This window comes from Rhodoferax ferrireducens (assembly GCF_031458075.1).
Taxonomy (GTDB): Bacteria; Pseudomonadota; Gammaproteobacteria; order Burkholderiales; family Burkholderiaceae_C; genus Rhodoferax_B; species Rhodoferax_B ferrireducens_A.
The window spans coordinates 922,743-937,477 of the sequence record NZ_JAVDXT010000001.1 but is presented as its reverse complement, the minus strand read 5'-3'; the positions used below and the strand labels follow the sequence as shown (position 1 = coordinate 937,477).

The window sequence follows — 14,735 nt, the reverse complement described above, 5'->3', positions numbered from 1 at the left end:
GTCCCAGAACTGTATCCGCTATTACAGCGAATAGTACATGTCAAATTCCACCGGGTGGGTGGCCATGCGCAAACGCGTGACTTCCTGCATCTTCAGGTCGATGTACGCATCGATGTACGCATCGGTGAACACGCCGCCCTTGGTCAGGAACGCACGGTCTTGGTCCAGGCATTCGAGCGCTTGGTCCAGGCTGTGGCAGACGGTAGGGATCAGCTTGTCTTCTTCGGGGGGCAGATGGTACAGATCCTTGGTGGCGGCTTCGCCAGGATGGATCTTGTTTTCCACGCCGTCCAGACCTGCCATCAGCAGAGCCGAGAAGCCCAGGTAGGGGTTCATCAGTGGATCGGGGAAACGTGCTTCCACGCGGCGACCCTTGGGGTTTGCCACGAAGGGAATACGGATCGAAGCCGAGCGGTTCTTGGCCGAGTAAGCCAGTTTCACAGGCGCTTCATAGCCAGGCACCAGGCGCTTGTAGCTGTTGGTGCCGGGGTTGGTGATCGCGTTCAAGGCACGGGCGTGCTTGATGATGCCGCCGATGTAGAACAGCGCGTATTCCGACAGACCTGCATAGCCGTCGCCAGCAAACAGGTTCTTGCCGTCTTTCCACACGGATTGGTGCACGTGCATGCCGGAACCGTTGTCACCAACGATGGGCTTGGGCATGAAGGTGGCGGTCTTGCCGTAGGCATGGGCCACGTTCTGGATCACGTACTTTTGCAGTTGGACCCAGTCGGCGCGCTGGATCAGCGTGCTGAACTTGGTACCCAGTTCCATTTGGCCGGCGTTGGCCACTTCGTGGTGGTGCACTTCGACAGGAATGCCCAGCGATTCCAGCACCAGGCACATTTCCGAACGCATGTCCTGGAAGCTGTCGACTGGAGGCACGGGGAAGTAGCCGCCCTTGACTGCAGGACGGTGGCCGGTGTTGCCGTGTTCGTATTCCTTGCCGGTGTTCCAGGAAGCTTCTTCCGAATCGATCTTGGAATAGCAACCCGACATGTCGTTTTGCCAACGCACGCTGTCGAATACGAAGAATTCTGGTTCTGGTCCGAAGTAGGCGGTGTCGCCCAGGCCGGAGGCCTTCATGTAGGCTTCGGCGCGCTTGGCCAGCGAGCGAGGATCGCGCTCGTACGGCTTGCCGTCGGCTGGATCGACCACGTCGCAGGTCAGGATCATCGTCGTTTCTTCGAAGAACGGGTCGATGTTGGCGGTGTTGGCATCGGGCATCAATTGCATGTCCGAAGCTTCAATACCCTTCCAGCCAGCGATCGAAGAGCCGTCGAACGCGTGGCCCGATGTGAACTTGTCTTCGTCGAAGTGCGAAACCGGCACGGTGACGTGCTGCTCCTTGCCGCGGGTATCGGTGAAACGGAAGTCAACAAACTTGACTTCGCTTTCTTTCACCATCTTCATCACGTCTGCGACGGTCTTTGCCATCAAGAATCTCCTGGTAGGGTTGGTTGCGTTGGACTGAAATTAATCAACTTTATGGGGAATGCAGTTTCTGTGCCATCCAGCGGCACGCCCGGCAACTGCCTCCACCCGCCTATTTTGCCTTGGCTGGCAGCGGTATTCTGCGCCAAACGTCCATCAGACCGGCAACAGAATGCACCAAACTTGAGCGCAATGAAACCGCATCAATTTGGTGCATTTATGTACGCACCAATTCGGGACCCAGCTGCGCGCCGAAACCCTGCAGGCCTTCCAGCAGCGCCGGGTAGGCATGGTCTATCTGCGCGGGCGTACCTTTGACACCCAGCTCGATATGCCGGCCAAACTCCGGGTGGTCGACGCTGGGCAGGCTGAACACCTTGACGCCGTCAAAGCGCTGCTCCAGTGCCTGCATCAGCGGGGTCAGCGCAGCCTCCATGGAGCCAAACACGATGACTGACTTCTCGACCCAGGCCGCGCGCTGGAACCACTGCGCATACTGCTGGTCCAGCACCCACTCAACCATGGGCCAGGCCATGACCGGGAAGCCAGGCACGAAATGCACATGCTGGACGCTGAAGCCGGGGATCTTGTTATAGGGGTTGGGGATGATGCGCGCGCCCTGCGGAAACACGCCCATGTTCAGCCGGTGGATGTTGTCCGGATGGTTCGGCTCATACACCGTGCCCTGGTCGCGCGCCGTGTCCTGCATGCGCTCGCGTATCAAGGCCTCGGCCTGCGGGTGCAGGGCCAGCGGCAAACCCAGCGCCCGCGCCGCACATTGGCGGGTGTGGTCGTCGGGCGTCGCGCCTATGCCGCCGGTGGAAAACACCACGTCGCCCGAGGCAAATGCGCGCTGCAAGGTGGCGGTGATGCGCGCCGGGTCGTCCCCCACGTAGTCGGCATAGCCCAGCTGCAGGCCGCGGGCGGACAGCAATTCGATGACCTTGGGCAAATGCTTGTCGGCCCGCTTGCCGGACAAGATTTCGTCGCCAACGATGACCAGCCCGAAGGTGGGCGCACTCTCAAGGCGCGGGGAGGATGGAGTTTCCAGAGTCATAAGCAGGCTTTACGTGGAGGGGTTCCAGAAGGGTCACGGGCTCCTCGGCAGGGGTGCTGGGCGGCGTGGGCGCCACCGGCGCTACGGGCAATTCAGCCCGCAAGGCTTCCAACGCGGCCAGCACATAGTGGGCAAACCACAGCGACGAGAAAGCAAACACCAGGGTGTAGATCCAGATGGCCAGCGGCACCAGGATCACGAAGGCCGCGGCAAACAAAGCCCCCGAGGCCCAGACCAGGCTGGGCGCGGCGCCCAGGTAGCCGGTCAGGATGCCTATGCCCAGCAGCGACAAGCGGTGCCGGCGGAAGATCTCGCGCCGTTCGTCCTTGCTGGCATGCAGCGCCAGCGCGTCGTACGACATCACGCGGTAGGTCAGCCAGCCCCAGATCAGCGGCGGCAGCACCAGGATCAGCGGCGGCACCAGCCACAGCGGAATCGACACGATGATGGCCACCAGCGCCAGCAGGATCGAACCCAGCGACCAGAACAGGCCGCCCAGAAAGGTACCGCCCTTTTTCTTCTCCAGCTGGGGAAAGCGCCGTTCGGCGACCAGGGCCACCAGCGCCGGCGTCATCATCAAGGCCACCGCCAGCAGGGACAGCACCACCAGGAAGGGCGTGACCGCAAAAATCACCAGCAAGGGCGCGAGCGCCACCTTGAGCTGGCCGACACCGGCGGTTTCCAACCAGGTCCACAGCCGCGACACCCATTCCGACGCGTCCAACATGGTGCGCACCGAGTCCAGCGCCGGCTCCCAATAGAAGTAGCCCAGGCCTAACGACAGCGCGACCAGCAGCACCAGGGGCAGAAACGACAGCGCGATCACGCGCGGGTGCATGCAGTACGCCACCGCACGCCAAAAAGAGTTCAGAAGCAGTTTCATGGGCAGGAGGATACCCGCATCATGTCAACGCAGACTGCCCCACAGCCGGCGCACGCCCAGCCACTGCTGGCGCCAGAAACCCCGGCCGTAGTCGCGCCCGCCCTCCTCGGGCAACTGGTCGCGGATGCCCGTAGGGTCGTAGCGCAGCTCGAAGTTGGCGGTGCCGAACAGCATGTCCCACCAGGGCAGCAGGATGCCGAAGTTGTGCCCGCCCAGGGTGTTCTTGCCCGCCGACTCGTGGCCCAGGCCGATGCTGTGGTGCAGCCGGTGGAAGCGCGGGCTGACCCACAGGCGCTCGCCCACCTTGCCAAACCAGAGCCGCAGGTTCGCATGCTGCAGGCTCTCGCTGAGCTGGGTAAAGGCCACGATGGCGATGAACTGGCCGGGCGCCACACCGATCAGCTGCGCGGCCAGCACCACGATCACGTCGCCCAGGATGTCGTCGAGCAAATGGTTGCGGTTGTCGCTCCACAGCGTCATCTGGCGCTGCGAATGGTGTAGCGCATGCAGGCTCCACCACCAGTTGAAATGGTGCTGGCCGCGGTGCACCCAGTAGCCCAGAAAGTCGAACACCACCAGGTACAGCGCAAAACTGAGCACCGGCTGGTCGGTCACGCCCGGCCAGAGCGCATCCAGATGCCAGGTGCCCATGCCGGCCACCCGTAGCGCGCCAAACATCTCGTCCATCAGCGGATCGAGCGTAAAGAACAGCGCCAGACGGAACAGGCCCAGCCGGTGGATCAGTGTGTACAGCACATCGGTGCGGATGGCCGCCCGGTCGTGCACTGGCTCGGCCGGGCGCCAGCGCTGCAGCGGACCGAACACCGCCACCAGCACCACGAGCTGCAACACGCCCACCAGCAGCCAGCCGGTGGCGGTATAGGCGTCTTCCACCCAGCCGCCAAAACCCAGGCCAAACACCAGGGGCTGGATGAGCGCCTCAAACAGCCATTGCTGCGCGTCGGAAAACAAGTTAGTCAGAAAGTCGATCATGGGCAATTATTTGCTGTGGGCCGATATCCAGGCTGTGAAGTCAGGATGCTCGCGCAGGGTGCGGAAGCAGAAGCCGCGCTCCTTCAGACCGACGATCAGCGGCTCCAGCACCGCCGGCGCCCACGGGTCTTTGCGCGACCAGATGCCCAGGTGGGCCAGCAGGATGTCGCCGCTGCGGATGGTCTTGAGCGCCTGGGCCAGCAGCGCCGGGTTGCTGGCACGCTCGCTGGACAGCTCATCGCCCAGAAAACCGGCCGGGGCCCAGCCCACATGCGCATAGCCGCAGGATTGCGCAGCCGCCAGCAGCGCCGGCGAGGTCTTGCCGCCCGGCGCCCGGAACAGCGGCAGCGGCGCCTGGCCGGTCATGGCCTGCAGGCGCTGGCTGGCGCGGCGGATTTCCTCGCAGTACTGCGCGGCGGTCCAGGTAAAGGTCTTGTCGGCATCTGGGCCAGCCGAGGGCTTGACGCGGAACTGCGGCGGGTTACCGGGCTGACTTGGTATGTCGCCCTTCCAGTACACGTGGTCGTAGGTATGCGAGGCAAAGGCATGGCCTTCGGCGGCGCGGGCCTTCCACCAGGGGGCCCAGTGCTCGCCCAGGCTGCCGTCGCCCTCCTGGGTGCGCTCCTGGGCGCCGAAGAAGGTGACCTTGACCTGCTGCCGGTTCAACACATCGGCGATCAGCGGGGCCACGCCCATGTGGCCGGTGTCGAAGGTCAGGTACAGCGGCTTTTCACAAGGTTTTTGGGCTGTAGCGCTGATAGAACCTGCGCTAGCAGCTATTAATACCGTAGCAACAACGTATTTAACGGGGTGCGTGGTCCAGTGTCCAAACGCCATGGGGAGACCTTCCAACATTGATTTGCCGCACCACTTTCTTGGACTCCAGGTCGATCACTGTCAGCTTGCGGGCCCAGCGGGAAGTGACCATCAGCAGCTTGCCGTCGGCCGACACGTCCATGCAGTCCGGGCCGCCCGGCGCAGGGTAGGTAGCCACCGACTCCAGGGTCTGCAGGTCGATCTTGCTGATGGTATTGGCCACGCGGTTGCTCACGAATACATGGCGCTTGTCGCCCGCGGCGCGGAAGGCGTGCGAGCCCTTGCCGGTGGCGATGACCTTGGTGCGCACCGGCGTTTTGCCCGACACGTCGTACACCTCGACGCCGTCGCCGCCGGTCAGGCCGACCAGCAGGGTCTTGTCGTCGGCCGTGCCGTACACATCGGCCGGCATGGCGCCGGTGGGGGTGCGCCATTTGATGGTCTGGGTCGCCAGGTCCACCGCGACCAGCTCGTCGCTGTCCTGCATGGTGGAGTAAATCGTCGTGCTCTTGCTGTCTATCCACAAATGGCTGGGCGTCTTGCCAGTGGCCACGCGCTTGGCCAGCACAATGTCCTTGCCGTCCCAGCGGTAGATGTCGATGTGGTTCAGCCGGTTGGCAGCAGTCACAAACCACTTCATGTTGGGCGAAAAGCGCAGCTGGTACGGGTCCAGGATGTCGCGTACCACGTGCTGCACTTCGGCGGTCCTGGGGTCGATGAAGGTCAGCGTATCGGACAGCGCATTGGCGATGATCAGCGACTTCTCGTCCGGCGTCAGATACATGTGGTGCGGCTCTTTGCCGGTGGTGATCCGCTTGGTCTCGGTCCAGCTGCCGGGGTCGATCACGCTGACGCTGGCATCCAGCGAGTTCAGTACAAAAATCGGGGTGGACTGGGCCAGGGCCGCCGACGGGGCCGCCACAGCAAACGCAAGGGCCAAAACGGGGGCCAAGAAGGCAAAACTACGGACAAACAACTTCACGGCGCACCAGAGGTAGAAGGCTTGCGTCAGCCTTCAGCCCGGGGCTGAAAACTCTGTCTGGAGAAGGGCGCAAGCCGGAGTGACTGACAGCCCTCAAGTGTAGCCGCCGCAGCGGGACCACTCGGACAGCGCCGGTAAAGCAAATGCAAGCAAAGGAAACCCGCAGGCCGCAGACGGGGGCAAGCGCCAGCACCCGCAATTGATGCATAGCACACACCAATCGATTAAAAAAGTGCAATTTACTGCAAGCCCTGCAACACCAACAATCGCAGCTGTGGTGTGTACCACGCACTTTTGCCCCCTAGGAGACACGTATGTTGAAAAGATTGATTTCCGGTTTGCTGCTGCTCGGCAGCGCCAGCCTCGCCCTCGCCGCTAGCGACAAGCCCCTGACCATCGTGGTGCCCACTGCCGCTGGTGGCGGCAACGACGCCATGGCCCGCACCATAGGCCAAAAGCTCGGCGCCATCCTGAACCAGACCGTCATCGTGGACAACAAGGCCGGGGCCAACGGCGCCATCGCCGCCGAGCTGGTGGCCCGCGCCGCGCCCGATGGCAACACCATCATGTTCGGCTACGTGGCCACCCACGCGATGAACCCGGCGCTGCAAAAGCTGCGCTACGACCCAATCACCAGCTTCGAGCCCATCGGCCGGGTCGGCTATTCGCCCACCCTGATGGTGGTCAACCCCACGGTCAAGGCCAAGGACGTGAAGGAGCTGGTCGCCATGCTGAAGGCCACGCCGGAAAAATTCAGCATCGCCTCGGCCGGCAATGGCACGGCCCCGCACTTTGCGGCCGAACTGTTCAAGCTGGCCACCCAGACCAATCCTCTGCACGTGCCCTACAAGGGCTCGGCTCCGGCCATCACCGACACCATTGGCGGCCAGACCCAGATCATGTTCCCCAGCCTGTTTACCGCCCTGCCCTATGTCAAGTCCGACAAGCTCAAAGCCCTGGCCGTCGCCGGCGCCAAGCGCTCGGCTGCCCTGCCGAACGTACCCACGCTGAAGGAACTGGGCATAGACGGTGTGGAGGTCGACCAGTGGTACGCGTTCTTCGCACCGGCCAAGACCCCCAAGGAGGTGATCGTCAAGCTGAACGCCGCGCTCAACCAGGTGCTGGCCGACAAGGAAACCATCGCCCGCATCGAAGGCCATGGCGCGGACGTCGAGTCCAGCACGCCCGAGCAACTGGGCGAACTGGTCAAGTCGGACCTGGCCCGCTGGAAGCGCGTGGTCCAGCAGGCAAAACTCCAAGCCGACTGAAGACCGCCCCATGATTAATCGCAACATCCCCTGCGTGCTGATGCGCTCCGGCACCTCGCGTGGGCCGTTCTTCTTGCGCGAATGGCTGCCCGAGGGCACCGAGGCGCGCGACCAGGCGTTGATCGGCGCCATCGGCGCGTCCGACCCGCTGCAGCTCGACGGCCTGGGAGGCGGCAGCACGCTGAACAGCAAGGTCGCCATCGTCTCGCGTTCGCAGCAGCCGGGCTGCGATGTGGACTACCTGTTCGCCCAGGTCGGCGTGGGCCACCAGTCGGTCGACACCCGGCCCAACTGCGGCAATATGCTGGCCGGCGTGGTGCCGTTTGCCATCGAACAAGGCCTGATCGCCGCCCAGGACGGCCACACCACGGCCCGGGTCTACAACGTCAACACCGGCGCCTGCATCGACGTCACCGTCTGCACCCCGGGCGGCGTCGTTACCTACGAGGGCGATGCACGCATTGACGGCGTGGCCGGCACGGCCGCGCCCATCCTGCTGAACTTTCTGGATGCCTGGGGCGCGGTCACCGGCCATTTGTTTCCCACCGGGAATCGCATCGACAGCATCGACGGCATCGAGGTCACCTGCATCGATGCCGCCATGCCCTTGATGATCCTGCGCGCCGCCGACCTGGGCTTGACTGGCCGCGAGCGCCCGGCCCAGCTGGATGCCAATACCGCGCTGCTGGAGCGCATAGAAGCCATGCGCCGGGTGATGGGCGCGCGCATGGGCCTGGGCGACGTGTCGGACAGCGTGGTGCCCAAGCCGGTGATCGTCAGCCCCGGCGACGATGCGAACAGCATCACCTCGCGCTACTTCACGCCCCGCCGCTGCCATGCCTCGCATGCCGTCACCGGCGCGATTGGCGTGGCGACCGCCTTCGCCCTGCCTGGCACCGTGGCCAGCGGTGCCAGCACGCCCGCCGGCAAGCGCCCGCTGGTGGTGCTGCACCCGGCCGGCCAGATCGATATCGAAGTGGAAGTCGTTGGCACAGGCGAAGCCGCCCAGGTCGAACGCGCAGCCCTGGTGCGTACCGCGCGCAAGATTCTGCAAGGCCAGCTGCAACTGCCCAGTTACGTGTTCCCGCCAGAAGAACAGCGGCCCGCGCCAGCCGCTGCGGCCCCGGCCGCCAGCCAATCGATACGCATCATCGTGCCGACCAGTGCCGGCGGCGGCAACGACACCATGGCCCGCGCGCTGGCGCGCAAGCTGGCGCCGCTGCTCGGCCAGAACGTGCAGATCGACAACCGCGCGGGCGCCAACGGCAGCGTGGCCTGCGAATACGTGGCCTCAGCCGCCCCCAACGGCCAGACCCTGCTGTTCGGCTACATCGCCACCCACGGCATCTACCCGGCGCTGGAAAGCCTGCGCTACAGCCCATTGAAGGACTTCTGCCCGGTCGGCCTGATCGGCTATTCGCCGACCCTACTGGTGGTGAATCCCGCACTCGACATTACCGACGTGCGCGATCTGGTCCGCCAGGCGCGCGACACCCCGTTCAGCTATGCGTCGGCCGGCACCGGCACTGCGCCGCACTTTGCCGCCGAGCTGTTCAACCTGAACGCCGGTACCTCCCTGCAGGGCCGCACCTACCCGGGCGCGGCGCCGGCAATTGCCGACACGGTGGCCGGCCATACCCAGCTGATGTTCCCCAGCCTGTTCACCGCCCAGCCGTATCTGCAGAGCGGCAAGCTGCGCGCCCTGGCCGTGGCCGGGCCGGAGCGCCTGCCCAATATGCACGGCGTGCCAACCCTGGCCGAGCAAGGTGTGCCGGGGGTGGATGTGACCCAGTGGTATGCCTTGTTTGCCCCGGCCCATACGCCGCCCGAGCTGGTGGCCGAGCTGAACCAGGCCCTGAACACCGTGCTGCGCGACCCCGAGCTGGTAGCCCGCATGGCCGCGGACGGCGCCCGGGTGCAGACCAGCACACCGGCCCAGCTGCAGCAGATGGTGGGCGACGAGATCGCCAAGTGGGGCCGGGTCGCCCAGCGCGCCCAGATGCAGGTCGGTGGTGTGCTGGAAGAAGCCTAATTTAGGTATTAAATTGGCCTCCAGCGCAGTATCTACCTGCGCAAGCAGCTATTCTTTTTGAAGAAAATCGAGAGGCCTGGGGCTGGTCAGCGCATCGCGCAAATGCTGGTGGAAGGCTGCCGCCGCGGGCCGCAGGCTGGCGCCGTGCCGGGTCAGCAAGCCCAGCTTGCGCACGATGGGCGGATCGCGTAAAGCCACGCCGACCAGGCTCGCATGCTGGCGCGGCAAGGCCATGCGCGGCACGGCGGCCAGGCCCAGGCCGGCGTCCACCATGCCCAGCAGCGTGGCGATGTGGCTGACCTCGAACGCGAAGCTGGGGTTCACCCCGGCCTTGGCCAGCGCATCGTCCTGCAGCTGGCGGTTGCCGCTGCTGCGGGCCACCGAAATCAGCCGCTCGGCGCCCAGCTCGGCCCAGCGTATGGCTTTGCGCTCGGCCAGCGGGTGGCTGCGCGGCATGGCCAGCACAAACGGGTCGTCGTGGATGGACTCGAACGCCACCTCGGGCACCTGGGTGCTCATGAAGCCGATGCCGAAGTCGGACTCGCCCGAGATCACGCTGGACAAGGTCTGGTTCACGCTCTCGTCCACCACCCGGATGCGGATCGCCGGGTACTGCTGCAAAAAGCTGCGCAGCGCCACCGGCAGAAAGTACAGCGCAGCCGACGGCACACAGGCCACCGTGACCCGCCCGCCCCGGCTCGGCGCCAGGTCGGTGATGCCCAGCAGGGCCGACTCCAGGTCGTCCAGCGCCGAACGCGCACGCTCCAGAAAGACCCGGCCCAGGCTGGTCAGTTCGACCTCGCGGGTGGTGCGGTTGAACAGCCGGTGGCCGAGGATGGTCTCCAGCTTGTCGATGCGCCGGCTCAGGGCCGGGGGCGACAAATGGATCTGGTCGGCCGCCGCGCGGAAGCTGCCGCGCTCGGCCACGGCCACAAAAGCCTGCAGCTGCTGCAAATCGAAATTGATGCGTGACATGCAGCAATCATATTAAAAGTTGCACTTGGCGAACAGGGCCAGCCTGGGCACCATCACCGTATTCACACCAAGGATGCCGAGATGGAGACACAGCACATCAACCTGAGCGACTGGATTGGCCGCAGCGAGACGGTCACCGACATCGCCACCGCCACCCCCTACGCCGCGCTGTCGGCCACGCTGGACTGGCCCGCCGAGCGTCCGGCCGCCGGCACGCCGCTGCCCAGCCTGTGGCACTGGCTGTACTTTCTGCCACTGCACCGCCAGTCGGACATTGGCCCGGACGGCCATGCCAAGCGCGGCGGCTTCATGCCCCCGGTGCCGCTGCCGCGCCGCATGTGGGCGGGCAGCGACTTCGTGTTCCACAGCCCGCTGCGGGTCGGCGACACGCTGGAGCGCACATCCACCATCGCCGACGTGCAAGAGAAAACCGGCCGCAGCGGCAGCCTGATCTTCGTCAAGGTGCGCCATGAAGTACGGCGCAACGGTGCATCCGCCGTTGCGCTGACCGAGCACCACAACATCGTCTACCGCGCCGCGGCCTCGCCCGATGACGTAGCGCCACCACCCGCGCTGGCCCCGGCCACAGCCGCCTGGAGCCGGGCCATCGTGCCCGACGACGTACTGCTGTTCCGCTACTCGGCCCTGACCTTCAACGGCCATCGCATCCACTACGACCGCCAGTACGTCACCACGGTTGAGGGTTACCCCGGCCTGGTCGTGCACGGCCCGCTGATCGCCACCCTGCTGATGGACCTGTTGCGCCGCCAGATGCCGGATGCGCGGGTGCAGCAGTTCGCCTTCAAGGCGGTGCGGCCGACCTTCGACATCCACCCGTTCTCAGTCCACGGCCAACCATCGGCCGACGGCAAGACCATCCATCTGTGGGGGCGTGACCACGAGGGTTACCTGACCATGGATGCCACCGCGACCCTGGAGTAAGCACAGCATGCAACCCCTGCAAGGCATTACCGTCGTCACCCTGGAGCACGCCATCGCGGCGCCGTTTGCCACCCGCCAGCTGGCCGACCTGGGTGCCCGTGTGATCAAGATCGAACGCCCGGGCGTGGGCGACTTTGCGCGCGGCTACGACGAGCGGGTGCGCGGCCTGGCATCGCACTTCGTCTGGACCAACCGCTCCAAGGAGAGCCTGACCCTGGACGTGAAAGATGCCGAGGCGCAGAAAATCCTGCTGCGCCTGATCACCGAAGAAGCCGACGTGGTGGTGCAAAACCTGGCACCCGGCGCGGCGGCCCGGCTGGGCCTGTCGTTTGATGCCCTTCGCAAAGTGCGGCCCAACATCATCGTCTGCGACATATCCGGCTACGGCGGCGACGGCCCCTACCGCGACAAGAAGGCCTACGACCTGCTGATCCAGAGCGAGGCCGGCTTTGTGTCGGTCACCGGCACGCCGGACACGCCGTCCAAGGCCGGCCCGTCGATTGCCGACATCTCGGCCGGCATGTACGCCTATACCAACATCCTGGCCGCGCTGATGCAGCGCCAGCAGACCGGCCAAGGCCAGCACATCGACGTGTCCATGCTGGAATCGCTGACCGAATGGATGGGCTACCCGCTGTACTACGCGTTCGAAGGCGCGGCACCGCCACCGCGCTCCGGCGCCAGCCATGCCACCATCTACCCCTATGGCCCGTTCCCGGCCGGCGACGGCAAGACCGTGATGCTGGGCCTGCAGAACGAGCGCGAATGGAAGGGCTTTTGCGAGCAGGTGCTGCTGCAGCCGACGCTGGCCACGGACGAACGCTTCACCAGCAACTCCAAGCGCAGCGCAGCCCGCGCCGAACTGTCAGCACTGATCGTGCAGGCCTTTTCCACATTGACCGCCGCGCAAGTCGTCGAACGGCTGGAACAGGCCAGCATCGCCAACGCCCAGGTGAACAGCATGGCCGAGGTCTGGGCGCATCCGCAGCTGCAGGCCCGCAATCGCTGGACCGAGGTGGACACGCCCCAGGGCCGCGTGCCTGCCCTGCTGCCGCCCGGCTCCTGGCACACCGCAGCGCCGCGCATGGATGCGGTGCCGGCGTTGGGCCAGCACACCGAGGCCATCCTGGCCGGCCAGGGCTATAGCGCCGAACAGATCGCCACGCTGCGCAGCGCCGGCACGGTGTAGGCCATGGCCCAGACCTATCTGTTCGTGCCCGGCAACCGCCCCGAGCGCTTTGCCAAAGCGCTGGCCAGCGGCGCCGACTGCGTGATCGTCGACCTGGAAGACGCCGTGCTGCCCGCCGACAAGCCGCTGGCCCGCCGCGCGTTTGCCGAATGGCATGCCACGGCAGACACATCGCGGGTGCTGCTGCGCATCAACGATGCCCACAGCCCACACTACGCCGACGACATCGCCTTGCTGCAAGCCTGCGCCCTGCCTTGCGTGGTGCTGGCCAAGGCCGAGTCGCCTGCGCAGATCGCCGACTTGAAAGCCGTACACAGCGGCACGGTGCTGGCGCTGATCGAAACCGCGCGTGGCCTGCTGGCCGCCCAAGCCATTGCATCCGCACCCGGCGTAGCCCGGCTGGCGTTCGGCAGCATCGACTACGCGCTCGACCTGGATCTACCCGCCGACAGCCCGGCGCTAGACATGGCGGCGGTGCAGATTGCGTTGACCAGCCGCGCCGCCGAGCTGCCGCCTCCGGTGGCCGGGGTGACAGTGGCATTGGACGCCGCCGTGGTGGCGGCCGACACAGCCCTGGCCCGGCGTCTGGGCTTTGGCGCCAAGCTGTGCATCCACCCCAGCCAGATTACCGCTGTACGCAGCGCCCTGGCGCCCAGCGCCGCCGAGCTGGCCTGGGCGACCCGGGTGCAGGCGGCCTACAACGCCAACCCCAGCGGGGCGCTGCAACTGGACGGAAAGATGGTTGACCGGCCGGTACTTCTCAAAGCCCAGCGCCTGCTGGCCAACGCATCCCCCACTTCATAAGGAGAGACATCCATGGCATCCATCATCGACTCACGCATCTTCGGCGACATCTTCAGCGACGCTCGCATGCGCGCCGTCTGGTCCGACGAGAACCGCACCGCCAAATACCTGGACATCGAGCGCGCGCTGGCCAAAGTACAAGGCCAGTTGGGCATCATCCCGCAGGAGGCGGCGGACGAGATCGTCCAGCACTGCAATATCGAGATGATTGACTGGGCGCAGCTGAAGGCCAAGACCGAGCAGATCGGCTACCCCATCATCGCCGTGGTCAACCAGATCAACGCCAACTGCCGCGACAAGCTGGGCGAGTACTGCCACTGGGGCGCGACCACCCAGGACATCACCGACACCGCCACCGTGTTGCAGATGCGCGAAGGCCTGGCGCTGGTGGAGGCGGATCTGCAAGCCATCTCGGATTCGCTGGCCGATTTGTCCCGCACCTACCGCGACACGCCCATCATCGGCCGCAGCAATCTGCAGCAGGCAATACCCATCACCTTCGGCTTCAAGATGGCCAGCATCCTGGCCGGCATCGAGCGCCACCGCGAGCGGCTGGAGCAGCTCAAGCCCCGGGTGCTGATGGGCGAGTTCGGCGGCGCGGCCGGCACGCTGGCGTCCATCGAAAAAGGCGCGATGGAAACCCAGGCCGGGCTGATGGCCGAGCTAGGCCTGGCCTGCCCGCCCATCGCCTGGCATACGGTGCGCGACACGGTTGCCGAGGTCGGCGCCTTCCTGGCCCTGGTCGGCGGCTCGCTGGGCAAGATCGCCATGGACGTAAAGCTGATGATGCAAACCGAGGTGGCCGAGGTATTCGAGCCCTACGCCCCCGGCCGCGGCTCGTCCAGCACCATGCCGCAAAAGCGCAACCCCATCTCCTGCCTGTACATCCACGCCAACATCTCGGTGGCGCGCCAGCACGCCGCCGCGCTGATGGACGCGATGGTGGCCGACCACGAGCGCTCCACCGGCCCCTGGGAGATCGAATGGGTGTCGCTCCCCGAAATCTTCTGCCTGATGTCGGGCGCACTCAAGCAAACCAAGTTTGTGCTGGCCGGGCTGGAGGTGGACACGGTGCAGATGCGCCGCAACATCGACATGACCCACGGCCTGGTGATGTCCGAGGCGGTGATGATGGGCCTGGGCCCATTCATCGGCCGTGAATACGCCCACGATCTGGTCTACGAACTGTGCCGCGACGCGCTGAAACAGCAGCGCCCGCTGGTGGAGATCCTGGCCGAGCACCCCGAAATCAACGCCCATGTGAGCCGGGCCCAGTTGGATGCCTTCTGCGACCCGGCCAACTACCTGGGCCAGGCCGGGGTGATGGTCGACCAGGTGCTGGCGCTCAGGCGCGCCTGAG

13 protein-coding genes are annotated in these 14,735 nt (G+C 65.4%); 6 read left to right on the top strand and 7 right to left on the bottom strand.

The window, feature by feature from the left end; all coding sequences use genetic code 11:
* Window positions 1–21: 21 nt before the first annotated feature.
* The 6 genes from glnA to J2X19_RS04390 all read right to left on the bottom strand — a co-directional run bounded on the left by glnA (window position 22) and on the right by J2X19_RS04390 (window position 6,123).
* Window positions 22–1,437 carry a type I glutamate--ammonia ligase gene (gene glnA / locus J2X19_RS04415; RefSeq protein ID WP_116604591.1) on the bottom strand — a complete coding sequence of 472 codons (1,416 nt, stop codon included), beginning with the start codon at window positions 1,435–1,437 and terminating at the stop codon, window positions 22–24.
* Between the two features lie 214 nt (window positions 1,438–1,651).
* Complete coding sequence (locus J2X19_RS04410) at window positions 1,652–2,491, bottom strand: competence/damage-inducible protein A (RefSeq protein ID WP_310370993.1); 840 nt, start codon at window positions 2,489–2,491, stop codon at window positions 1,652–1,654.
* On the bottom strand, window positions 2,457–3,374 hold the full coding sequence (locus tag J2X19_RS04405) for an EI24 domain-containing protein (protein WP_310370991.1): 918 nt from the start codon (window positions 3,372–3,374) through the stop codon (window positions 2,457–2,459). Before J2X19_RS04405 ends, J2X19_RS04410 begins: the two co-directional genes overlap by 35 nt.
* Before the next feature lie 24 nt (window positions 3,375–3,398).
* The gene (locus J2X19_RS04400) at window positions 3,399–4,367 is read right to left on the bottom strand and encodes a sterol desaturase family protein (protein WP_310370989.1); all 969 of its coding nucleotides are present in this window, start codon (window positions 4,365–4,367) and stop codon (window positions 3,399–3,401) included.
* Between the two features lie 6 nt (window positions 4,368–4,373).
* Window positions 4,374–5,204: a polysaccharide deacetylase family protein gene (locus J2X19_RS04395; RefSeq protein WP_310370987.1), complete on the bottom strand. Its 831-nt coding sequence runs from the start codon at window positions 5,202–5,204 to the stop codon at window positions 4,374–4,376.
* Entirely contained in the window at window positions 5,170–6,123 is a 954-nt protein-coding gene (locus tag J2X19_RS04390) for a YVTN family beta-propeller repeat protein (RefSeq protein ID WP_310370986.1), read from the bottom strand. The genes J2X19_RS04395 and J2X19_RS04390 overlap by 35 nt, the downstream gene beginning before the upstream one ends.
* A gap of 356 nt (window positions 6,124–6,479) precedes the next feature.
* On the opposite strand from J2X19_RS04390, the gene J2X19_RS04385 reads away from it, so the two are divergent.
* Both J2X19_RS04385 and J2X19_RS04380 read left to right on the top strand, forming a co-directional pair.
* Window positions 6,480–7,433 (top strand): Bug family tripartite tricarboxylate transporter substrate binding protein, encoded by a 954-nt coding sequence (locus J2X19_RS04385; protein WP_310370983.1) that lies wholly within the window; start codon window positions 6,480–6,482, stop codon window positions 7,431–7,433.
* Between the two features lie 10 nt (window positions 7,434–7,443).
* Window positions 7,444–9,465: a 4-oxalomesaconate tautomerase gene (locus tag J2X19_RS04380; RefSeq protein ID WP_310370981.1), complete on the top strand. Its 2,022-nt coding sequence runs from the start codon at window positions 7,444–7,446 to the stop codon at window positions 9,463–9,465.
* Window positions 9,466–9,513: 48 nt separating this feature from the next.
* On the opposite strand, the gene J2X19_RS04375 is transcribed toward J2X19_RS04380, so the two are convergent.
* The gene (locus J2X19_RS04375; protein WP_116604597.1) at window positions 9,514–10,440 is read right to left on the bottom strand and encodes a LysR family transcriptional regulator; all 927 of its coding nucleotides are present in this window, start codon (window positions 10,438–10,440) and stop codon (window positions 9,514–9,516) included.
* An 81-nt stretch (window positions 10,441–10,521) separates the two neighbouring features.
* Between J2X19_RS04375 and J2X19_RS04370 the strand changes: the two genes are divergently transcribed.
* Genes J2X19_RS04370 through pcaB form a run of 4 tightly spaced genes read left to right on the top strand, consistent with a single transcriptional unit; the run spans window position 10,522 to window position 14,734 of the window.
* A complete protein-coding gene (locus J2X19_RS04370; protein ID WP_310370977.1) occupies window positions 10,522–11,382 on the top strand; it encodes an HTD2 family dehydratase in 861 nt (286 codons plus the stop codon).
* Window positions 11,383–11,389: 7 nt separating this feature from the next.
* Entirely contained in the window at window positions 11,390–12,571 is a 1,182-nt protein-coding gene (locus J2X19_RS04365; protein WP_310370975.1) for a CaiB/BaiF CoA transferase family protein, read from the top strand.
* Between the two features lie 3 nt (window positions 12,572–12,574).
* On the top strand, window positions 12,575–13,375 hold the full coding sequence (locus J2X19_RS04360; protein ID WP_310370972.1) for an HpcH/HpaI aldolase/citrate lyase family protein: 801 nt from the start codon (window positions 12,575–12,577) through the stop codon (window positions 13,373–13,375).
* Between the two features lie 12 nt (window positions 13,376–13,387).
* Window positions 13,388–14,734 (top strand): 3-carboxy-cis,cis-muconate cycloisomerase, encoded by a 1,347-nt coding sequence (gene pcaB / locus J2X19_RS04355; protein WP_310370970.1) that lies wholly within the window; start codon window positions 13,388–13,390, stop codon window positions 14,732–14,734.
* Window position 14,735 lies beyond the last annotated feature (1 nt).